Here is a 20,105-nt window from a genome sequence, read left to right on the forward strand (position 1 = left end):
TCCCTTGTAGCAGCTGCCGAAGGCTGCGTTCGGCTGCGGAGCAGTCGCCAAATCAGGCACCGCAGTCATTCAGGTAAATCGTAGAGACCGTTTTGCGACTGCTTCGCAGCCGAACGCAGGCTTCGCCAGCGGCTACAGGGATTGTGTGAGTTGTGACAAAGAGGAATCTGTCCATAGACGGACCAAATGCGCGAATGAGCCAAGGCCTGGCTCGCAGTTTCCAGCGGCCGTTGTGGGCAGTGAGCTGCGCGTACTGGCTGGTGTTCGCCCCTCAAACAGGGGCCGGTGATCTGCCGCCACCGCCCAGCGGCATGGAGGCTGTGGCCGATGCACAGTTGTTTCTGGAATTGGTGGTCAATCAAATGAATACCGGACGAGTCGTGGCGGTTGAGCAACGGGCCGGGCGGTTCTTTCTACCGGCCAGCGCATTGCGCGACACCGGTATCAAACTGCCCGAAAACACCGGCACCGAAGTCGACCTCGACAGCGTCCCGGGCCTGCACCGCGAGTACGACAGTGGCGCTCAACGGTTGCTGCTGGAGGTGCCACCGGACTGGCTGCCGGAGCAGTTCGTCGGCAACCGCCAAGCTTATCCGCGAACCCCGGCCCTGAGCAGTTTCGGGGCCTTGCTCAACTACGACCTGTACCTCAACGACACCGATGACGCCGGCACTTACCTCGCGGCATGGAACGAAGTGCGGCTGTTCGACAGCTGGGGCACGCTGTCCAACACCGGGCAATACCGCCGCACATTGTCGGGGGAGGCGGTGAGTACGCTGAGTAATGGTTACCTGCGCTACGACACCACCTGGCGTTATTCCGATGACGAGCGATTGCTGACTTATGAGGCCGGCGACCTGGTCAGCGGCGCGCTATCGTGGAGCAGTTCGGTGCGCCTGGGCGGGGCGCAAGTGTCCCGTGACTTCGGCGTGCGCCCGGATCTGGTGACCTATCCCTTGCCGCAGTTTGCCGGCGAAGCGGCCGTGCCGTCCTCGGTGGACCTGTTCATCAACGGCTACAAATCCAGCAGCGCCGAGCTGCAACCCGGTCCTTACACACTGACCAACATCCCGTTCATCAACGGCGCCGGAGAGGCGGTTGTGGTCACGACGGATGCGCTGGGCCGCCAGGTCTCGACCACGGTGCCGTTCTACGTCACCAGCAGCTTGCTGCAAAAAGGCTTGAGTGATTTTTCTGTCGCCGCCGGCACCTTGCGCCGAGACTACGGCCTCCGCGATTTCAGCTACGGCCCCGGTGTCACGTCCGGCAGCCTGCGTTACGGTTTGAGTGATAACTTCACTCTGGAAAGCCATGCCGAAGCGTCGGATTCCCTGAGCCTCGGCGGCATGGGCGGCAACCTGCGACTGGGCAATTTCGGGGTGCTCAACACCGCGCTCAGCCAAAGCCGTTTCGAAGGCGAAAACGGTCAGCAATTGAGCCTCGGCTATCAGTACAGCAGCCAGCGCTACAGCTTTTCCTGGCAACGCCTGCAACGTCGCGATCAGTACGCCGACCTGACCGTGGTCGACAGCCCTTACACCACCCTGAGCACACGCAGCGAACAGGCGACCCTGAGCCTCAACCTCGACACGTGGGGCAGCCTCGGCGTCGGTTATTTCGACGTGCGTGCGGCGGATGATTCGCGCACCCGGTTGCTCAACCTGACCTGGAGCAAACCCTTGTGGCGCAACACCAGTTTCTACTTATCGGCCAACCGCGAAATCGGTGACAGCAACTGGGCGGTGCAGGCGCAACTGGTGATCCCGTTCGATCTGCGCGGCAGTCTGGCCATCAGCAGCGAACGCAGCAAGACCGGGCAAAACCAGCAGCGGGTCAACTACAGCCGCGCGGTGCCCACCGAAGGCGGGGTGGGCTTCAACCTCGGTTACGCCCATGGCGATGGCCCGGATTATCGTCAGGCTGACCTGACCTGGCGCCTGCAATCGGTGCAGTTGCAGGCGGGTGTCTATGGCAACAGCGACGCCGAAACCCGTTGGGCCGATGCCAGTGGCTCGTTGGTCTGGATGGACCGTCAGGTATTCGCGGCCAACCGGATCGACGATGCTTTTGTGGTGGTCAGCACCGAGGGTTACGCGGACATTCCCGTGCGCTACGAAAACCAGCAGGTGGGTCAGACGGATCGCAACGGCCACTTGCTGGTGCCCTGGAGCAGCGCCTATTACCGTGGCAAATACGAAATCGATCCGCTGAATCTGCCGGCTAACGTGCGCAGCCACAATGTCGAGCAGCGGATCGCGGTACGCCGGGGCAGCGGTTATCTGCTGGAGTTTCCGTTAACCAAGGTGATCGCTGCGAGCATCGTGCTGGTGGATGCACAGCAACGGGAATTGCCCTTGGGCAGCAACGTTGTGCACGAGCAGAGCGGCGCACAAACCGTGGTCGGCTGGGACGGTCTGGTGTACCTGGAAAACCTTCAAAAGCACAACAGCTTGCGGGTGACACTGGCGGATGGAAAGAGCTGCCAGGTGCAGTTCGCCGTGGACTCGAATCAGGATCAGGTCCCGCTGATCGGGCCGTTGGTGTGCCAATGAAATGGCTGGTGTTGTTGGCGCTATGGCTGCCGGGGTGCGCCTGGGCGCTGTGCTCCGTGGTCAGCACCACAGCGGCGGCGTTCGGTTCACAGAGTTCGATTGCGGTGCGCACCACGGCTCAAGCCAGTTCCACCCCCAATGCGGGGTTGAGTTGCACCGGCTCACTGCTGTCATTGCTGACTGACAATGACCACTTCTACGCCACCGTCTCGTCGACTCAATCCGGCTTGCTCGGGCCGACCGGGGACGTTATCGGCTATACGTTGTATGCCGACAACAGCACCAGCTACCCGATCACCCGTGGCGTGGCATTCGATTTCGCCCGCAATGGCATCATCGATGCGCTCGGCCTGCTGGGCAGTGTGATACCGAAAACCGCGCCCGTTTATTTGCGAACGACCATTGGCAGCAACGTGGCGGCGGGCGTCTACAGCGAGACCCTGAGTATTTTCTGGAGCTGGAATTATTGTGCGGTCATCGGTGCCGGCAGCATCTGCCTGGGGCGCGACATCGGCAGTGGCACTGCGACGGTAACCGTCAATATGACCGTGGCCAACGACTGCACCATCACCGCACCGAACATCAGTTTCGGCAGTGCGCCGGTGGTCAGCGGCTTCACTGCAGTCACCGGCCAGACCATCAACCTGGCCTGCACCAAGGGCAGCGCCTACACCGTGGGGCTGGACGACGGCCAGCATGCGGCCGGTATCGGCGGGCGCCGACGGATGATCTCGGGTGCAAATTACCTGGCCTACGACATCTTCAAAAGTGCCGGCACCACCCGCTGGGGCAGTGTCGGCGGTGCGCGTCGGGCCAGTTCCGACGCGGAGGTGAACCCTGGCAATGGCTTGGGGACGGGCAGCCAGGTGTTTAACTACAACGCAAAAATCTACACCGACCAGACCACACCGCCGGCTGGGACTTATCTGGACAGCGTGATCCTTGATGTCGGGTTTTGATGTCGAAAACACCACCGACTCTGTAGCAGCTGCCGAGGCTGCGTTCGGCTGCGCAGCAGTCGTAAACCCGGTTTACGCGGTTTTCCTGAAAGAACCGGTTGCCTGAGTTTACGACTGCTGCGCAGCCGAACGCAGCCTCGCGCTGCTCGGCAGCTGCTACAGGGGGAGCGTTCCAAACGTTATGGGTGGGGATCGGCTACCGCTCGATACTGCGATTCCACCGCGCATTCCATTTCGGGCGCTGTTCGTTGACCTGATCCCAGTCAAACACGAACTCGCCTTTCTCGCTGCCGAGTCCTTCTAGTTGCACAAAAGCCATAACTGCGCTCCACCTGAGATTGTTATGCGTCGCCCGAAGGCGCGCTTTTTTGTATGGGCAGATACGAAAGATGTTGCTGGGTGCGTTGGCGCTCGACTTCAGTCGGCTGCCGCTGTTGTTCGAATCGCCCCTGTCTGGACGCAAAGTAGGACGAAGACATCAATGGCCTATTTCACTGAAGCGCTGACTATTTTCAGTTTCATTCAGTGAATAAATTTATCGTCGAGAAATCACATGCCTGATTCCATTGAGCGGAATGAAAACAACAATGAAGTCGGTGTCGGGGCTGTCTCCAGATTGTTTGCGGTGTTGCGCAGCCTGGGCGACACGGTTGAAGGCGGGGAGCGTGTGACACAACTGGCGCAGCGCATCGGTCTGTCGCAACCGACCACGCATCGCTAGCTGCGCAGCCTGATGGACGAAGGCATGGTCGAGCAGGACGCTCGCAGTAAACGCTATCGCCTGAGCCTGGATTTTTTGCGCTGGCGGCACGGGCTGGCAACACCGGAAATCTGCGCGAACTGGTGCGGCCGTCGTTGTTGCGGCTGTCGGCCTCACTGGGGGATTCGTTGTTTTTACTGGCACGCAGCGGTTTTGATGCGATCTGCCTGGACCGCAGTGAAGGGCCGTTTCCGATTCGCACCTTTACCGGCGATATCGGCGGGCGGGTGGCGCTGGGTGTGGGGCAGGGCAGCCTGGCGTTTCTGCCGGAAGATGAGCGCGATACGGTGATCCATTACAACCTGCCGCGGCTCAAGGATTTTCACCTGTACGGCGAGGTGTTCCTGCGCTCGGAAGTCGAGAATGTGCGCGCTGGGGTATGCCGGGCGCAACACTGGCGTGCTGCAAGGCATGGCCGGTGTGGCGGTGCCGATTCTGGATCGCGAAGGACGGGCCGTGGCGGCGTTGAGCGTGGCCACGGTGAGTGATCGGCTGGGGCCGGACCGTTTGCCGACGGTAGTGGACATGCTTAAGCGCGAAGCGGCGCTGATCGGGCCGCGGATCAATCCGTTTGATCCGTTGTTGCGCCGGCCATCGCAGGTGTTTGGGCAGGGCTGACCACACTCTCCAAATAACCACCATTCCCTTTGTGGGAGCGGGCTTGCTCGCGAAAGCGCCGGATCAGTCGACATCAATGTTGAATTACAAACCGCCTTCGCGAGCAAGCCCGCTCCCACAAGGGATTGTGGTGTGGTCAGAACTGGGTGGTCTGCTTGAGCATCTGCGCCGCTGGCGTATCGCTCGGGCTGACCATCGCATAGTTGTAGCCAGCGCCGGACCAGTACTCGGCCTGCAACTCGCCATCGCTTCGACTGCCACGGGGCAGCAGGTTGTTTTTCGGTCCTGGTGGTCGCACGTAGAAGCTGATCTTGTGCCCGCCCTGGTCCTCGTAAACCACCATCGCCGCCGGCCCTTGCTCGGTGCTGAGCAAACGGCCGCTGACCGGTTTGTAACCTGAACTCGCCAGGTCCGGCAGACGGTTGGCGTGGGTGAAATAACGGTCGAGCCAGCCCTGCATGTCGCCGTCATCGCTGACCTTGTAGTCGGCTGGCAGGATGCCTTGCTGGGCGATCAAGCGGTAAGCCTGCATGGCATCGGTCATCGGCAGTGACGCGCTGGTTAGCGTCATTTCCCGCGCCTGCCAGCCACTCAATCCGCCGACACTGACCGCGATCAAGAGCACCGCAGCGCTGGCCAGATGACGGCGGGACTGGCGTTTTAGGCGTTGGCGAATCAGCGCCGGGTCGAGGTCCAGGTTGGCTGTGTAGTGCAACGCGCCGCTCATCGCCGCGCGCAGTTGTTGGGCGTCCTGCTGCCAGGCGCGCACTTGTGCGGCGGTTTCAGGATTGCTGGCCAGGTAAGTCTCGACCAGGCGCCGGTCGGCGTCGTTGAGTTGATGATCGACGTAGGCGTGCAGGTCGCGTTCGCTAGGGGGCATGCTGATCATTTGAGTATCCGCAGAGAAGGGCTGGTGATTTCGCCGTCGCTGAGTTGGCGCAGGGCCTGACGGGCGCGGGACAGGCGGGACATCACGGTGCCAGTGGGGACGTCGAGAATCTCGGCGACCTCTTTATAACTCAAACCTTCCACCGACACCCAGAGCAGCAGCGCGCGCTGTTCAGTGGTGAGCCGGTCGAAGGCTTGCAGCGTCGATTGGGCGATCACGGTGCGTTCTACTGACGGTTGGGCATCGTCGCGGCCGGTAAAGAATTCGAGCATCCGCGCATAACGCCGGGAGCGTCGGTGGGCGTCGAGAAACTGTCGATAAAGTATCGAAAACAACCAGGCGCGCAAGTCGCCTTCGGGGCGTTTGTCGCCCCAACTGGAGAGGGCGCGCTCCAGGCTCGACTGCACCAGATCGTCCGCGCTGCTGGGATTGCGTGTCAACGACACGCCAAACCGCCGCAATCTGGGAATGATTTCTCTGAGTTGTTCGTCGATATCGTTCATGAAGTTCTGACTAGTCACTACGCTTGGGACTAGGAAGACGCCCGGCACTTGAGGTTATTCCACGCCTGTAGAAATAAATACCGGGCGATGGAATAAAGTGTTGTGGCGTACGTCTGCTTGATCCTTCTCACTTGTGGCCGATGGCCCTGGAGTCATTCATGGTAGATCGTTCATCACCGCCCACCCGGCCACCGCTGAGTACCGCAAGCCTGACGTTGCGCCTTACCGGCATTGCTGTGGTGGTTGCTGCGTTGGCCGGGGCTTTTGCCTACGTCAACGGCACCTTTGACCCACAGCGTCTGACGCCGAAAAAACTGATCAACGTGCTGGAAACCAACAATGGCGTGCACCCGGGGTTCCGGCGTAATCACTCCAAAGGGGTGTGCGTGATCGGGCATTTCGAGAGCAGCGGCGAGGCGCGCACTTACTCCAGTGCGCAGGTGTTCAATGAGGCGAAAACCCCGGTGGTCGGGCGTTTCGCGTTGCCTGCGGGCAATCCTTATGCTGCTGACAGCAGCGTGCCGATCCGCAGCATGGCGTTGCGTTTCACTCAGGCTAACGGCCAGCAATGGCGCACCGGGATGAATAGCATGCCGGTGTTCCCGGTGGGCACGCCGGAAGCGTTTTATAAATTGCAGCAGGCTCAGTCGCCGGATCCGGCCACGGGTAAACCCAATCCAGCGGCGGTTCCGGCGTTTTTTGGTGCTCATCCGGAAGCCGCGCCGTTTCTGGCCTGGATCAAGACTGCCAAGCCTTCCGCCAGTTACGCGACGGAGACTTACAACAGCGTCAACGCGTTTTACTTGGTCAATGCGTCCGGTCAACGGCAAGCGGTGCGCTGGAGCATGACGCCGATTGCACAGGATGCTGCCGGTGCCACGGCGCCTGAAGGGGCTGACTTCCTTGAAAATGACCTGGTTCAGCGTTTGTCGGCCGGGCCGTTGCGTTGGCAGTTGAACATCACCCTGGCGAACCCCGGTGATCCGGTCAACGACGCCAGCAAGGCCTGGCCTGACGGCCGCAAAGTAGTGAACGCCGGCACCCTGGTGCTTGAACGCACTCAACCGCAACTCGGTGGCGAGTGCCGCGATATCAATTACAACCCGCTCGTATTGCCGGCCGGTATCGAAGGCTCCGACGACCCATTGCTCGCCGCTCGCTCAGCGGGGTACGCCAGTTCCTACCTGCGCCGCACCAGTGAAGTCAGCCAGTTGCCTGCCGCCAACGCTAAACAGGAGGCTCATCAATGAGCGCTCAACCGAACCATTTCGCGCCGTTGGCGCGGCTGCTGCATTGGCTGATGGCGCTGATGGTCATCGCGATGCTGTTTATCGGCGCCGGGATGGTGGCCTCGGTGTCCGAACGTCATGAGTGGCTGATCCATCTGCACAAACCCTTGGGCGTTGCGATTTTGTTGCTGGTGATTGTGCGTCTGGTGGTGCGTTTTTCCACGCAACAGCCGCCACTGCCGGCGGACTTGCCCGGTTGGCAGGCGTTGGCAGCCAAGGCTTCGCACATCTTGCTGTACGCCTTGATGTTGATTTTGCCGCTGCTGGGCTGGGCGATGATCTCGGCGGCGGGGGACCCGGTGATGCTCAGCAATTCGATTCAGTTGCCTTCGATCCTGCCAGCCAATGCGCAGATGTTCGCGTTTTTGCGCAAGGCTCATGGGTATCTGGCGTATTTGCTGTTTCTGACCGTGCTGCTGCATCTGGCGGCAGCGCTGTTTCACGGTTGGGTGCGACGCGATGATGTGCTGGATAGCATGTTGCGAGGGAAGGATCGCGGCTGAGTGAGCCATGGCTGCATGCCGGGCATGCAGCCATCGAGGATGATCAGCGCAGGGTATCGATCATATCGGCAACAGTCGTCAGCACGTCCTTGCCCAATTGCCTGGAGCGCTTTCCCGACCAACCGGTCAGTGCGTTGGGCGCGTCGTTGTTGTCCTTGAAGGGCATCTCCAGGGTCAGCGACAGGCAATCGTACTTCTGACCGACACTGTTACAGGCCAGCGTCATGTTGGCTTTGCCCGGTTCGTCGCGGGTGTAGCCGTGCTTGGTCTGGAAGTCCTTGGTCAGGTGTTTCAGATGGTTGCGGAAATGCTCTTCGAGTTTTTCGATCCGCGGCGTATAGCCCGGGTTGCCTTCGCAACCGGCGGTGAACACGTAGGGGATTTCTTCATCGCCGTGGATGTCGAGGAACAAGTCGACACCGTAGGCTTCCATTTGCTGCTGAACGAACAGCACTTCCGGGCTGATTTCCTGGCTGGCGCTCTGCCAGGCGCGGTTCAGGTCCTGGCCCATGGCGTTGGTGCGCAGGTGACCGTGGAAGGCACCGTCCGGGTTCATGTTCGGCACCAGGTACAGGTCGGCGCTGGCCAGTAGTCTGTTCAGTACCGGGTCGTCGTGCTTTTCCAGGCGTTCGATCACGCCTTCCATGAACCACTCGGCCATGTGTTCGCCGGGGTGTTGCTGGGCGATGATCCAGACCTTGCGCTGACCCTCGGCGCCGGTGCCTTTGCGCAATAACTGGATGTCACGGCCTTCCGCGCTTTTGCCGGTGGCCAGCAATTGAGTGCCGGCCTTGGTCAGCGCCTGCTCGATCAGCCAGTCGTGACGGCCACGGCTGTAGGGTTCGAAGTAGGCAAACCAGGCGTGGGTGGCGGTGGCTTCAAGGCTGAAGCGCAGGCAGTCGCCTTCGAAAATGGTCGGTACGCGGAACCAGTTGACGTGGTCGTAGGACGCTACGGCTTGATAACCGTCCCAAGCCTTGTTGTATGAAGACTTGCTGGCATTGTTCAGACGAAACCAGTGCTCCTGACCGACGTGCAGACCGCTGGCCTTGAAATGGAACCACTGGAAATGCTGGCTGCGGGTGTCTGGTTTGATGGCCAGCAGCGCTTGAAGTGGATTGCTGATGTCCAGTACTTCAATGTTGCCGCTGTCGAAATTTGCGCTGATATCGAAAGAGGATTTAGCCACGGTCATAGTCGATTCCTGATTATGATTTTATGGCTGCTACTTTACACGCTGGGAAGGGAAAAACCGGGGGAAATTGCGGGGTGAAAGTGGGGGCGTCCTCCTTGACGCAGACGCAGCTTAGAGACTGTGCGATTGATTCTCAAGTGCTGTTTTTCATTAGTTTGGGCCAATGATGTCGGGCTTCTCTTGCCATTCGATATTCTTTTGATATCATCCGCGCCAATCGAATTCGCAACACCTGAAGACTTCATTAGCCTGAAGCCAAAGCCAGAATAACTGGCAAAAAAAAGACCCGGCAAAAAGCCGGGTCAAATACCGTGATTAGCCTGATGAGGAGATAGTCCAGGAGACCGACCTAAGGTCTCTTGGTCCATCGACTGATCTCGCGACCAGCTGCATGCAATAATAATCATTCTCGTTTGCAAGTCAAATGATTTTATCTGCGCGATTGGAAAATTCTTTCCTGTCTTCTTCAAAACGTGCGTCTGACTCAGACGCTCTGTCCCTGTAAAGAACGATCAATCATCGCCTTGGCCATGTCGATCATATGCACCGTCGAAAAGGCCAGGTCCCGACTCGCACCGTGCAGGTTGCTGGCCGACTCGTAGGCGGTCGCCGCAGCACAACGCAACAGGTCCGACGCATGCACCAGCGCCTCTTCACCGCTGACGGCAGGGTTCACATCAAAAAATCGCTCCCCGACCACCGCTTCTGACACAGTTGGTTTCAAGTAATAGTCCAAGGCTTTTTGCGCGGCGGCATTGCCTTTGGGCGAGGTGAGGGTGGTGTCCATTTGCATATCCGACAGGTCATTGCTGGGTAACGTCATGGCGAGGGCAAGCTCCGTGATAGATTCAGATCCGTGAACCAATCCTAGTACGAACTGTATTTGTGACGAGAATTTAAATACTACAATTTGTGTTTTGTTGCTCGGAGTACGCCACGTATCGTGCCGCCCATGGATAAATGGATTGAGTTGGTCAAAACCAAGATGAGTGAGCTCAAAGTCACTCAGGAAGTACTCGCCGATCGCCTCGGGATGTCCCAGGGCGGCGTGGGTCACTGGCTGAATAAACGCCGTCAGCCGAGCATCGAGGACATGAATCGTGTCTTGCGGGCGCTCGGGATGGATTTTCTGGAAGTGGCGATGGTGATTCGGGAGCCTTTAGTGCTGCAGGACGACGAAATGTCTCTGACTCAAAAGTACAACCCGTACTTTCGTTATCCGGTCAGTGACTGGCGCGTGCCTGCCGAGGTGCGTGACGGTGAGCTATCGGTCTACGGCAAGCCGCGTTTCGAACTGACCGATTACCACGCTCAGGGCGCGGCATTCTGGCTCGAGGTGGTCGGCGACGCGATGACCGCACCCAGCGGTATCAGCATTGCCGAGGGCATGATGATCCTGGTGGACCCGGCCATTGTGCCGGACCCCGGAAAGCTGGTGATCGTACAATGGGCAGACAGTGTTGAAGCGATCTTTCGCAAGCTGATCGAAGAGGGCGGGCAGCGTTACCTGGTCCCGCTCAATCCGACGTATCCGAAAGCCCTTTTCACCGAGGAGTGCCGAATTCTCGGCGTAGTGGTTCAGGCAACGGCCAAGTTCTAATCAGATCGGTCCGCGCAATGCGTAGGACCGATCTTCATTTTCACGCTTCTTCCAGTTCGACCAACGCACTGCCTTCGCTGACCATCTCGCCTTCCTGGCAATACAACGCCTTGATCACACCGGCGTGGGGTGCGCGAATGCTGTGCTCCATCTTCATCGCTTCCAGCACCACCAGTTGCGCCCCGGCTTCGACCGTTTGCCCGGCCTCGACCAGCACACGCACGATGCTGCCGTTCATGGGCGCGGTGAGCCCCCCCTGATGACTGTGACTGGCTTCGATGGCGCTGATCGGGTCGTAGGACTCGATGCGGCGCAATTCACCTTCCCATTGCAGATACACAACGTCGCCACGACGGATTGCCCGGTGCTGGCGACGCACGCCGTTGTGCTCGGTCAGCAGCTGCTCGCCCTTGAGTTGTGCGGTGTGGGCATCAACGTTACCCAATGTCAGCGCACGGTCTTGTCCTTCGCAACTCAAGTGTAGGGTGATTTCCCTCGGCAGCCCGGCGCGGAAACCATTGCCCACACCCCAAGGCGAACTCAGGTCATCAGCACGCGGAGAACCCGACTGGCTCTGGGCAAACGCCTGAGCGGCGGCTAGCCAGAATTCGTCACTGAGGTCCGCAGGCTCTGGCAGCAATTGCTCCTGATAACGCGGAATAAAACCGGTATCCAGTTCTGCCGCCGCAAACGCCGGATGGCCGATGATACGGCGCAAGAAGTAAATGTTGGTCTTGAGCCCGCCGATCGCAAACTCGTCGAGCATGCTTAACAACCGCAGCCGCGCTTGTTCACGGTCCTCGCCCCAGGCAATCAGCTTACCGAGCATCGGGTCGTAGAACGGCGAGATCTCATCGCCTTCTTCCACACCGCTGTCGACCCGACGTCCCGGGCCTTCGGCCGATTCGCGATACAACGCCAGACGCCCGGTGGCCGGCAGGAAGTCATGGCTCGGGTCCTCGGCATACAGTCGCACTTCAATCGCATGGCCGATCAACGGCACTTCGGCCTGGGTCATCGGCAGCGCTTCACCGCGAGCCACGCGAATCTGCCAGGCCACGAGGTCAAGGCCGGTGATCGCTTCGGTGACCGGGTGCTCGACCTGCAGGCGTGTGTTCATCTCCATGAAGAAAAACTCACCACGCGAATCCAGCAAAAACTCCACGGTACCGGCACCGACATAGCCGATGGCCTGTGCCGAACGCACGGCGGCTTCACCCATAGCGCGACGCAGTTCCGGGCTCAAGCCTGGAGCGGGCGCTTCTTCGACGACTTTCTGATGGCGACGCTGAATCGAGCAGTCACGTTCGTTGAGGTACAGGCAGTTACCGTGCTGATCGGCGAACACCTGGATTTCCACGTGACGCGGTTTGAGCAGGTATTTCTCCACCAGCATCCGCGAATCGCCAAACGAGGATTTCGCCTCGCGTTGCGCCGAGGCCAGGGCTTCGGCCAATTGGCTGACGTCCTCAACCACTTTCATGCCTTTACCGCCGCCGCCCGCCGTGGCTTTGAGCAGCACCGGATAACCGATGCGTTCGCAGGCGTCGCGAAAGGTGTCGAAGTCCTGAGCTTCGCCGTGATAGCCGGGGACCAAGGGCACGCCGGCGGTTTCCATCAGGGCTTTGGCGGCGGACTTGCTGCCCATCGCGTCAATGGCCGAGGCGGGCGGGCCGAGGAAGATCAGGCCGGCGTCTTCAATGGCACGGGCGAACCCGGCGTTCTCGGACAAAAAGCCATAACCGGGGTGAATCGCCTGAGCGCCGCTGGCCTTGGCCGCCGCGATCAATTTATCGATTTGCAGATAGCTGTCAGCGGCTTTGCTGCCGCCGAGGTCGACGCGGATATCCGCTTCACGGCTGTGCCGGGCTTCACGGTCCGTGGCGCTGTGCACGGCCACGGTGGTCAGGCCCAACGCCTTGGCGGTGCGCATGACCCGGCAGGCGATTTCGCCACGGTTGGCCACCAGCAGGGTGGTGAGAACAGGTGCGCTCATCAACGCGGCTCCTTGGTGGTGGTCGGGGCTTGCCAGCTCGGCGGACGCTTTTGCAGAAAGGCGCGCAGGCCCTCCTGGCCTTCGGGGCTGACGCGGATGCGGGCGATGGCATTCTCGGTGTAACGGCGCAGTGCCGGGGTCAGCGCGCCGTTGCCGACTTCACGCAGCAAGTCCTTGCTGACACGCATGGCCGCCGGGCTGTTGAGCAGCAGGTTATCGATCCACTGTTCGACGTTCTGTTCCAGTTCCGCGGCCGGATAACTCTCCGACAGCAGGCCGATTTCCCGCGCCCGTTGCCCGCCGAAACGTTCGGCCGTCAGCGCATAACGGCGTGCCGCCCGCTCGCCGATGGCTTGCACCACGAATGGGCTGATCACCGCCGGCGCCAAGCCGATGCGTACTTCCGACAGGCAGAACTGCGCGTCATCGGCGCCAATCGCCATGTCGCAGCAACTGATCAGGCCCAGCGCGCCGCCATAGGCTGCGCCTTGCACCACGGCCAGCGTCGGGATTTTCAGTTTGGCGAGGTTGTACATCAACTCTGCCAGTTCCCGGGCGTCGTCGAGGTTGGTGTGGTAATCGAGTTCGGCCGATTGCTGCATCCAGGCCAGGTCGGCACCGGCGCTGAAATGCTTGCCGCGAGCGCGCACCAGCAGAAACCGCAGGCTGGCATCGGTCGAGACCTTGTCCAGGGCGAGTATCAGTTCGCGGATCATCTCGGCGTTGAAGGCGTTGTTCTTTTCTTCACGGCTGAGCCACAGGGTCGCGAAACCTCGTGGGTCGGTCAGCAGTTGGAGGGTGTTGAAGTCGCTCATATTCGTCCGTCTCCACAACTCTATTTCGTAGGAGCGAGGCTTGCCCGCGAATGCGATATCGGTTTTACGATTGCTTCGCAATCGAACGGGAGCAAGCTCCCTCGCCACACAAGCCCGCTCCCACAAAAAATCACATCCGGAACACGCCGAAGCGGCTCGGTTCGATTGGCGCGTTCAGCGACGCGGACAAGGCCAGGGCCAACACATCGCGGGTCTGCGCCGGGTCGATGACGCCGTCGTCCCACAGCCGTGCGCTGGAGTAGTAAGGGTGGCCCTGTTCTTCGTATTGATCGAGGATCGGCTGCTTGATCTCGGCTTCCTGCTCGGCGCTGAAACCCTGGCCACTGCGCTCGGCTTGCTCGCGCTTGACTTGCACCAGCACGCCCGCCGCTTGTTCGGCGCCCATCACGCCGATGCGCGCGTTCGGCCACATCCACAGGAAGCGTGGGTCGTAAGCCCGCCCGCACATGCCGTAGTTACCGGCACCAAAACTGCCGCCAATGATCACGGTAAATTTCGGCACCTTGGCACACGCCACGGCGGTCACCAGTTTCGCGCCGTGCTTGGCGATGCCGCCGGCCTCGTATTTCTGGCCGACCATGAAACCGGTGATGTTTTGCAGGAACAGCAACGGTATGCCGCGCTGGCAGGCCAGTTCGATAAAGTGCGCGCCTTTCTGCGCGGCTTCGGCGAACAGGATGCCGTTGTTGGCGAGGATCGCGATCGGGTAACCGTGCAAATAGGCGAAGCCGCACACGAGGGTGGTTCCGAACAGCGCTTTGAATTCGTCGAACACCGAACCGTCGACCAGCCGCGAGATCACTTCGCGCACATCGAACGGTTGCTTGGCATCAGCCGAGACCACGCCGTACAGCTCATCGCTGGCGTAGAGCGGGGCGATCGGTGTGCGCTGTTGCAGTTCGCCGAGTTTGCGCCAGTTGAGGTTGGCGACGCTGCGTCGCGCAATGGCCAAGGCGTGTTCATCGCTTTCGGCGTAATGGTCGGCGACACCGGAAATCTTGCAGTGCACATCGGCCCCGCCGAGGTCCTCAGCGCTGACCACTTCACCCGTCGCCGCTTTCACCAACGGCGGGCCGGCGAGGAAAATGGTGGCCTGCTGGCGCACCATAATCGCTTCGTCGGCCATCGCTGGCACATAGGCGCCACCAGCGGTGCAGGAACCCATGACCACCGCGATCTGCGGAATGCCCATGGCGCTCATGTTGGCCTGGTTGAAGAAGATCCGTCCAAAGTGCTCGCGGTCCGGGAACACTTCATCCTGACGCGGCAAGTTGGCGCCGCCGGAGTCCACCAGATAGATGCACGGCAAGCGATTTTGCTGGGCGATGGTCTGGGCACGCAGGTGTTTTTTCACGGTCAGCGGGTAGTACGAACCCCCTTTCACCGTGGCGTCGTTGGCGACGATCATGCATTCGACGCCTTCCACACGGCCAATCCCGGCAATCACGCCAGCCGCCGGAACGTCTTCGCCGTAGACCGCATAAGCCGCCAGTTGGCTGATCTCGAGAAACGGTGAGCCCGGATCGAGCAAACGATTGATTCGCTCACGAGGCAGCAACTTGCCCCGCGAGGTATGGCGTTCTTGCGCCTTCGGGCCGCCACCTTGCTGCACTTGGGCGAGCAGGGTGTGCAGGGCGTCGACCTGTTTGAGCATCGCCGCGCTGTTGGCCGCGAACTCCGCCGAACGGGGGTTGAGCTGGGTATGCAGGATAGCCATGGACAGCTCCGTTTAGCGGGTTTCGTTGAACAGTTCGCGACCGATCAGCATGCGACGGATCTCACTGGTGCCGGCGCCGATTTCGTACAGCTTGGCGTCACGCAGCAGACGACCCGCCGGGAATTCGTTGATGTAGCCGTTGCCGCCGAGAATCTGGATCGCGTCGAGGGCCATTTGTGTGGCGCGTTCGGCGCTGTAGAGGATCACGCCGGCGGCGTCCTTGCGGGTGGTTTCGCCGCGCTCGCAGGCCTGGGCCACCGCATAAAGATAGGCGCGGCTGGCGTTGAGTTGGGTGTACATGTCGGCGACTTTGCCTTGGATCAGCTGGAACTCGCCGATGCTTTGGCCGAACTGCTTGCGGTCGTGGATGTAGGGAACGATCAGGTCCATGCAGGCCTGCATGATCCCGGTCGGGCCACCGGACAGGACAACGCGTTCGTAGTCGAGGCCGCTCATCAGCACTTTCACGCCGCCGTTGAGGATGCCGAGGATGTTTTCTTCAGGGACTTCGACGTCATCGAAGAACAGCTCGCAGGTGTTGGAGCCGCGCATGCCGAGCTTGTCGAATTTGTTGCTGCGGCTGAAGCCTTTTGAATCACGTTCGACGATGAAGGCGGTGATGCCGTGCGGGCCTTTTTCCAGGTCGGTCTTGGCGTAGATCACGTAGGTGTTAGCGTCGGGACCGTTGGTGATCCAGGTTTTGCTGCCGTTGAGCACGTAGTGATCACCGCGTTTGTCGGCACGCAGTTTCATCGACACCACGTCGGAACCGGCATTCGGTTCGCTCATCGCCAGGGCGCCGATGTGCTCGCCGCTGATCAGCTTCGGCAGGTATTTGGTTTTCTGTTCGTGATTGCCGTTGCGGTTGATCTGGTTGACGCAAAGGTTGGAGTGCGCGCCGTAGGACAGGGCGACCGACGCCGAACCGCGGCTGATTTCTTCCATGATCACCACATGCGCCAGATAACCCAGCCCAGCGCCGCCATACTCTTCCGGCACGGTAACGCCCAGCAGGCCCATGTCGCCGAATTTGCGCCACAGGTCGGCCGGGAACAGGTTGTCGATGTCGATCTGAGCGGCGCGCGGGGCGATCTCTTTGGCGACGAAGGACTGAACCTGATCGCGCAGCATGTCGATGGTTTCACCGAGGGCAAAGTTCAGGGATGGGTAGCTCATGGGTCACCTTTTGGCTTTTTTATCGGTTGGTGAGACCGTCAATCGGCTCTCACCTTTACGTTAACGTAAGCCTGTGACGAATGGCTGTCAATCACCCTTTACGTTAACGTCAACTTGAGCGACTCTGTAGGAGCAAAGCTTGCTCGCGAAGAACGATAACGCGGTCGTATAGTTACACCGCAGTGCTCCCTTCGCGGGCAAGCCTCGCTCCTACAATAAAGACAATAGGGGTCGTCATGGATCAACCCAGTGCAAGCCCGCAGCGCAGCTACACCCGTGGTTCCCAGGATAAAGCGTTACTGGCGATGACCATCGGTCAGGCATTTGACAAAACGGTCGCGCAGTACCCGGCCGGAGAGGCGCTGGTCGTGCGCCATCAAAACGTGCGCTACACCTGGCAGCAACTGGCCGACGCCGTCGACCTGCACGCCAGAGCCCTGTTGGCGCTGGGCCTGCAGACCGGGGACCGCCTCGGTATCTGGGCGCCGAATTGCGCGCAGTGGTGCATCAGCCAGTTCGCCAGCGCGAAAATCGGTGTGATCCTGGTCAACATCAACCCGGCGTATCGCAGTTCCGAACTCGAATACGTGTTGAAGCAATCCGGCTGCCAATGGCTGGTCTGCGCTGGTGCTTTCAAGACCTCCGACTATCACGGGATGCTGCAAGGCCTGATGCCCGAACTGGCGGAGCAATCCATCGGAAAGTTGCACTGCGAGCGCCTGCCGCAATTGCGCGGCGTCATCAGTCTGGATGCACAACCACCGTCGGGTTTCCTGCCGTGGTCGCAGCTGGCCGATCTCGCCGCCAGCGTGTCCGCCGAACAGTTGCGCGAACGCCAGGACAGCCTTCATTTCGATCAGGCGGTGAACATCCAGTACACCTCCGGCACCACCGGGTTCCCGAAAGGCGCGACCCTCAGTCACTACAACATTCTCAACAACGGATACATGGTCGGCGAAAGCCTCGGGCTGACAGCCGATGATCGCCTGGTGATCCCGGTGCCGCTGTATCACTGCTTCGGCATGGTTATGGGCAACCTCGGCTGCATCACCCACGGCAGCACCATGATTTATCCCAACGATGCGTTCGATCCGCTCTTGACCTTGACCACAGTCGCCGAAGAAAAGGCCACCGCACTTTACGGCGTGCCGACCATGTTCATCGCCATGCTCGATCAGCCCGCACGCGCCGAATTCGATCTGTCGAGCCTGCGCACCGGGATCATGGCCGGGGCGACCTGCCCGATCGAAGTGATGCGCCGGGTCATCAGTGATATGCACATGAGCGAGGTGCAGATTGCCTACGGCATGACGGAAACGAGCCCCGTGTCATTGCAGACCGGTCCGTCAGACGAACTGGAACTGCGCGTCACCACCGTTGGCCGGACCCAGCCGCAGCTGGAAAGCAAGATCATCGATGAGGCCGGCAATCTGGTGCCGCGCGGCACCATTGGCGAACTCTGCACCCGCGGTTACAGCGTGATGCTCGGTTACTGGAACAACCCGCAAGGCACCGCGGAAGCTATCGACCAGGCAGGCTGGATGCACACCGGTGATCTGGCGAGCATGAACGACGAAGGCTACGTGTGCATTGCCGGGCGTAACAAGGACATGATCATCCGCGGCGGTGAGAACATTTACCCGCGTGAGCTGGAAGAGTTTTTCTTTACTCATCCCGCGGTGGCGGACGTGCAGGTGATCGGGATTCCGTGCTCGCGCTATGGCGAAGAGATTGTCGCCTGGATCAAATTCCACCCGGGCCACAGTGCTACCGAACAGGAACTGCAAACCTGGTGCAAGGAACGCATCGCGCACTTCAAGACGCCACGTTACTTCAAGTTCGTGGAAGAATTTCCAATGACCGTGACGGGGAAAATTCAGAAGTTTCGGATGCGCGAGATCAGTATCGAGGAATTGCAAATCAACAAAGCCTGACGCAATCCCCTGTGGGAGCGGGCTTGCTCGCGAAGGCGGAGGGTCAGTCAGCGATGTCGTCGGCTGATACACCGCCTTCGCGAGCAAGCCCGCTCCCACAAGGAATGGTGGAATACTTGAACGCCGGAAAGCACAAAGGGGAGCCGAAGCTCCCCTTTAATTTTGTCGTTGCGCGTGCTCTTTTTTTATTATTGAGGGGCGGTCTGTTGTTGTTTTTAGTGACCGTGGCCCTTTACTGCTGTTTTTGTCGATCCCCATCCGGGATCAAGAGCAAACGTATTTTTTTGAGCGCTGACCTGCTTTTTCGCTGAGCGATCCAACCAGTTCGGGAGCTACCTGAAGGTAGTTTTATTGTTCTCTGCCCGGTTGCGGGTTACTCCGAAAAGCACCCTGAAAAGCACATCCTCTCCAAAAAAATCTGTTAGCTGCGTCTCTGCCGTGTTGTTTTTGTTATGTCAGAGTCGTTACGTCTTATTTTTATTAGGTTTGCCGCTTTTTTTGTTCTTGTTATGCAGTAGAGATAGCAGAAGCCGTGCCAACTTTAAAAAATCGTTATAAATCAACTATTTAAGGTTTTGTCGGATTTTTCGTTCGGACAAAACCAGACAATTTGTTTCCGTGTTACTCGCTTGTGCCCCACGTTCCAGACGCAGCGGTAACACCCGCACGCCTCACTGTGCGCTGCGAGCCTTGGCCACGCGCGAACCGGTTGGTCGCCCCAGCACGGTGCAAATCTGCTGACCGGCCAAAATCAAAGCGTCCAGATCAATGCCGGTCTCGATGCCGAGGCCGTTGAGCAGGTAAACCACGTCTTCGGTGGCGACGTTACCGCTGGCGCCCTTGGCGTACGGGCAGCCGCCGAGGCCGGCGATGGAGCTGTCGAACACCGAGATGCCTTCCAGCAGGCTGGCGTAGATGTTGGCCATGGCCTGGCCATAAGTGTCGTGGAAGTGCCCGGCCAGTTTTTCACGCGGCACATCGGCCGAGACCACGTCGAACATCTTGCGGGTCGCGCCGGCGGTACCGGTGCCGATGGTGTCGCCCAGGGAGACTTCATAGCAGCCCATGGCGTAGAGCTCGCGAGCGACCCGGGCAACTTGTGCAGGCTCAACGTTACCTTCGTAAGGGCAACCCAACACGCAGGACACGTAACCGCGCACGCTGACGCCGTGTTGCTTGGCGGCGTCCATGATCGGCACGAAGCGCTCCAGGCTTTCGCTGATCGAGCAATTGATGTTGCGCTGGGAAAATGCTTCGGAGGCCGCCGCGAACACCGCGACTTCCTTGACCCCGGCCGCCATTGCATCCTCAAACCCGCGCAAGTTGGGGGCGAGTGCGCCATAGGTCACGCCCGGTTTGCGCTGGATCTGCGCAAAGACTTCGGCGGAACCGGCCATTTGCGGCACCCACTTGGGCGAAACGAAACTGCCGACTTCTATATAGCCAAGGCCCGCCGCAGTCAGCGCGTCGACCAGTTGCACCTTGTCCGCAACGCTGATGGGTTGGGCTTCGTTTTGCAGACCGTCGCGAGGACCGACTTCGACCAGGCGTACGTGAGTGGGTAGGGACATGGGAATC

At 60.0% G+C, this 20,105-nt stretch carries 16 protein-coding genes and 1 pseudogene; 7 read left to right on the forward strand and 10 right to left on the reverse strand.

Annotated features, from left to right (window positions below; translation table 11 throughout):
* The first annotated feature begins 194 nt into the window (after positions 1 to 194).
* Both ACYZTM_RS25865 and ACYZTM_RS25870 read left to right on the forward strand, forming a co-directional pair.
* Positions 195 to 2,552, forward strand: coding sequence for a fimbria/pilus outer membrane usher protein (locus ACYZTM_RS25865; RefSeq protein ID WP_461985361.1), 2,358 nt, complete (start codon positions 195 to 197; stop codon positions 2,550 to 2,552).
* Positions 2,549 to 3,511 carry a Csu type fimbrial protein gene (locus tag ACYZTM_RS25870; protein WP_131061983.1) on the forward strand — a complete coding sequence of 321 codons (963 nt, stop codon included), beginning with the start codon at positions 2,549 to 2,551 and terminating at the stop codon, positions 3,509 to 3,511. Before ACYZTM_RS25865 ends, ACYZTM_RS25870 begins: the two co-directional genes overlap by 4 nt.
* A gap of 196 nt (positions 3,512 to 3,707) precedes the next feature.
* On the opposite strand, the gene ACYZTM_RS25875 is transcribed toward ACYZTM_RS25870, so the two are convergent.
* A complete protein-coding gene (locus tag ACYZTM_RS25875) occupies positions 3,708 to 3,830 on the reverse strand; it encodes a hypothetical protein (protein WP_461989288.1) in 123 nt (40 codons plus the stop codon).
* 234 nt (positions 3,831 to 4,064) lie between these two features.
* Here ACYZTM_RS25875 and ACYZTM_RS25880 point away from each other — a divergent pair.
* Positions 4,065 to 4,889 (forward strand): annotated as a pseudogene (locus ACYZTM_RS25880) (IclR family transcriptional regulator).
* Between the two features lie 136 nt (positions 4,890 to 5,025).
* Here the strand turns inward: ACYZTM_RS25880 and ACYZTM_RS25885 are convergent.
* Both ACYZTM_RS25885 and ACYZTM_RS25890 read right to left on the reverse strand, forming a co-directional pair.
* Positions 5,026 to 5,778 (reverse strand): anti-sigma factor family protein, encoded by a 753-nt coding sequence (locus ACYZTM_RS25885; RefSeq protein ID WP_131061984.1) that lies wholly within the window; start codon positions 5,776 to 5,778, stop codon positions 5,026 to 5,028.
* Complete coding sequence (locus ACYZTM_RS25890) at positions 5,775 to 6,281, reverse strand: RNA polymerase sigma factor (RefSeq protein WP_131061985.1); 507 nt, start codon at positions 6,279 to 6,281, stop codon at positions 5,775 to 5,777. Before ACYZTM_RS25890 ends, ACYZTM_RS25885 begins: the two co-directional genes overlap by 4 nt.
* Positions 6,282 to 6,439: 158 nt before the next feature.
* On the opposite strand from ACYZTM_RS25890, the gene ACYZTM_RS25895 reads away from it, so the two are divergent.
* Positions 6,440 to 7,531 (forward strand): catalase family peroxidase, encoded by a 1,092-nt coding sequence (locus ACYZTM_RS25895; RefSeq protein ID WP_461985364.1) that lies wholly within the window; start codon positions 6,440 to 6,442, stop codon positions 7,529 to 7,531.
* Positions 7,528 to 8,073: a cytochrome b gene (locus tag ACYZTM_RS25900; protein WP_131061987.1), complete on the forward strand. Its 546-nt coding sequence runs from the start codon at positions 7,528 to 7,530 to the stop codon at positions 8,071 to 8,073. The genes ACYZTM_RS25895 and ACYZTM_RS25900 overlap by 4 nt, the downstream gene beginning before the upstream one ends.
* Positions 8,074 to 8,116: 43 nt before the next feature.
* On the opposite strand, the gene ACYZTM_RS25905 is transcribed toward ACYZTM_RS25900, so the two are convergent.
* Together ACYZTM_RS25905 and ACYZTM_RS25910 are read right to left on the reverse strand one after the other, a co-directional pair.
* A complete protein-coding gene (locus ACYZTM_RS25905) occupies positions 8,117 to 9,268 on the reverse strand; it encodes a M14 family metallopeptidase (protein ID WP_131061988.1) in 1,152 nt (383 codons plus the stop codon).
* A gap of 484 nt (positions 9,269 to 9,752) precedes the next feature.
* Positions 9,753 to 10,091: a DUF6124 family protein gene (locus ACYZTM_RS25910; protein ID WP_131061989.1), complete on the reverse strand. Its 339-nt coding sequence runs from the start codon at positions 10,089 to 10,091 to the stop codon at positions 9,753 to 9,755.
* Positions 10,092 to 10,220: 129 nt separating this feature from the next.
* Here ACYZTM_RS25910 and ACYZTM_RS25915 point away from each other — a divergent pair, with 129 nt between their 5' ends.
* Positions 10,221 to 10,868, forward strand: coding sequence for a LexA family protein (locus tag ACYZTM_RS25915; RefSeq protein WP_461985367.1), 648 nt, complete (start codon positions 10,221 to 10,223; stop codon positions 10,866 to 10,868).
* A 40-nt stretch (positions 10,869 to 10,908) separates the two neighbouring features.
* Here ACYZTM_RS25915 and ACYZTM_RS25920 read toward each other — a convergent pair whose 3' ends face one another.
* The 4 genes from ACYZTM_RS25920 to ACYZTM_RS25935 all read right to left on the reverse strand — a co-directional run bounded on the left by ACYZTM_RS25920 (position 10,909) and on the right by ACYZTM_RS25935 (position 16,593).
* Complete coding sequence (locus ACYZTM_RS25920; protein ID WP_461985369.1) at positions 10,909 to 12,864, reverse strand: acetyl/propionyl/methylcrotonyl-CoA carboxylase subunit alpha; 1,956 nt, start codon at positions 12,862 to 12,864, stop codon at positions 10,909 to 10,911.
* Positions 12,864 to 13,679, reverse strand: coding sequence for a gamma-carboxygeranoyl-CoA hydratase (locus ACYZTM_RS25925; RefSeq protein ID WP_131061992.1), 816 nt, complete (start codon positions 13,677 to 13,679; stop codon positions 12,864 to 12,866). Before ACYZTM_RS25925 ends, ACYZTM_RS25920 begins: the two co-directional genes overlap by 1 nt.
* Before the next feature lie 130 nt (positions 13,680 to 13,809).
* The gene (locus ACYZTM_RS25930) at positions 13,810 to 15,417 is read right to left on the reverse strand and encodes a carboxyl transferase domain-containing protein (RefSeq protein ID WP_131061993.1); all 1,608 of its coding nucleotides are present in this window, start codon (positions 15,415 to 15,417) and stop codon (positions 13,810 to 13,812) included.
* A gap of 12 nt (positions 15,418 to 15,429) precedes the next feature.
* Positions 15,430 to 16,593, reverse strand: coding sequence for an isovaleryl-CoA dehydrogenase (locus ACYZTM_RS25935; RefSeq protein ID WP_131061994.1), 1,164 nt, complete (start codon positions 16,591 to 16,593; stop codon positions 15,430 to 15,432).
* Between the two features lie 236 nt (positions 16,594 to 16,829).
* On the opposite strand from ACYZTM_RS25935, the gene ACYZTM_RS25940 reads away from it, so the two are divergent.
* Positions 16,830 to 18,527, forward strand: coding sequence for an AMP-binding protein (locus ACYZTM_RS25940; protein ID WP_461985372.1), 1,698 nt, complete (start codon positions 16,830 to 16,832; stop codon positions 18,525 to 18,527).
* A 671-nt stretch (positions 18,528 to 19,198) separates the two neighbouring features.
* Here the strand turns inward: ACYZTM_RS25940 and ACYZTM_RS25945 are convergent.
* Complete coding sequence (locus ACYZTM_RS25945; protein ID WP_131061996.1) at positions 19,199 to 20,098, reverse strand: hydroxymethylglutaryl-CoA lyase; 900 nt, start codon at positions 20,096 to 20,098, stop codon at positions 19,199 to 19,201.
* Between the last annotated feature and the right edge of the window lie 7 nt (positions 20,099 to 20,105).

The sequence above is a fragment of the Pseudomonas sp. MDT2-39-1 genome (assembly GCF_054898085.1).

Bases quoted from the DNA above. Each gene is read 5' to 3' on its own strand.
- ACYZTM_RS25865 (WP_461985361.1), top strand. From the start codon at position 195: ATGAGCCAAGGCCTGGCTCGCAGTTTCCAGCGGCCGTTGTGGGCAGTG.
- ACYZTM_RS25870 (WP_131061983.1), top strand. From the start codon at position 2,549: ATGAAATGGCTGGTGTTGTTGGCGCTATGGCTGCCGGGGTGCGCCTGG.
- ACYZTM_RS25875 (WP_461989288.1), bottom strand. From the start codon at position 3,830: ATGGCTTTTGTGCAACTAGAAGGACTCGGCAGCGAGAAAGGCGAGTTC.
- ACYZTM_RS25885 (WP_131061984.1), bottom strand. From the start codon at position 5,778: ATGATCAGCATGCCCCCTAGCGAACGCGACCTGCACGCCTACGTCGAT.
- ACYZTM_RS25890 (WP_131061985.1), bottom strand. From the start codon at position 6,281: ATGAACGATATCGACGAACAACTCAGAGAAATCATTCCCAGATTGCGG.
- ACYZTM_RS25895 (WP_461985364.1), top strand. From the start codon at position 6,440: ATGGTAGATCGTTCATCACCGCCCACCCGGCCACCGCTGAGTACCGCA.
- ACYZTM_RS25900 (WP_131061987.1), top strand. From the start codon at position 7,528: ATGAGCGCTCAACCGAACCATTTCGCGCCGTTGGCGCGGCTGCTGCAT.
- ACYZTM_RS25905 (WP_131061988.1), bottom strand. From the start codon at position 9,268: ATGACCGTGGCTAAATCCTCTTTCGATATCAGCGCAAATTTCGACAGC.
- ACYZTM_RS25910 (WP_131061989.1), bottom strand. From the start codon at position 10,091: ATGACGTTACCCAGCAATGACCTGTCGGATATGCAAATGGACACCACC.
- ACYZTM_RS25915 (WP_461985367.1), top strand. From the start codon at position 10,221: ATGGATAAATGGATTGAGTTGGTCAAAACCAAGATGAGTGAGCTCAAA.
- ACYZTM_RS25920 (WP_461985369.1), bottom strand. From the start codon at position 12,864: ATGAGCGCACCTGTTCTCACCACCCTGCTGGTGGCCAACCGTGGCGAA.
- ACYZTM_RS25925 (WP_131061992.1), bottom strand. From the start codon at position 13,679: ATGAGCGACTTCAACACCCTCCAACTGCTGACCGACCCACGAGGTTTC.
- ACYZTM_RS25930 (WP_131061993.1), bottom strand. From the start codon at position 15,417: ATGGCTATCCTGCATACCCAGCTCAACCCCCGTTCGGCGGAGTTCGCG.
- ACYZTM_RS25935 (WP_131061994.1), bottom strand. From the start codon at position 16,593: ATGAGCTACCCATCCCTGAACTTTGCCCTCGGTGAAACCATCGACATG.
- ACYZTM_RS25940 (WP_461985372.1), top strand. From the start codon at position 16,830: ATGGATCAACCCAGTGCAAGCCCGCAGCGCAGCTACACCCGTGGTTCC.
- ACYZTM_RS25945 (WP_131061996.1), bottom strand. From the start codon at position 20,098: ATGTCCCTACCCACTCACGTACGCCTGGTCGAAGTCGGTCCTCGCGAC.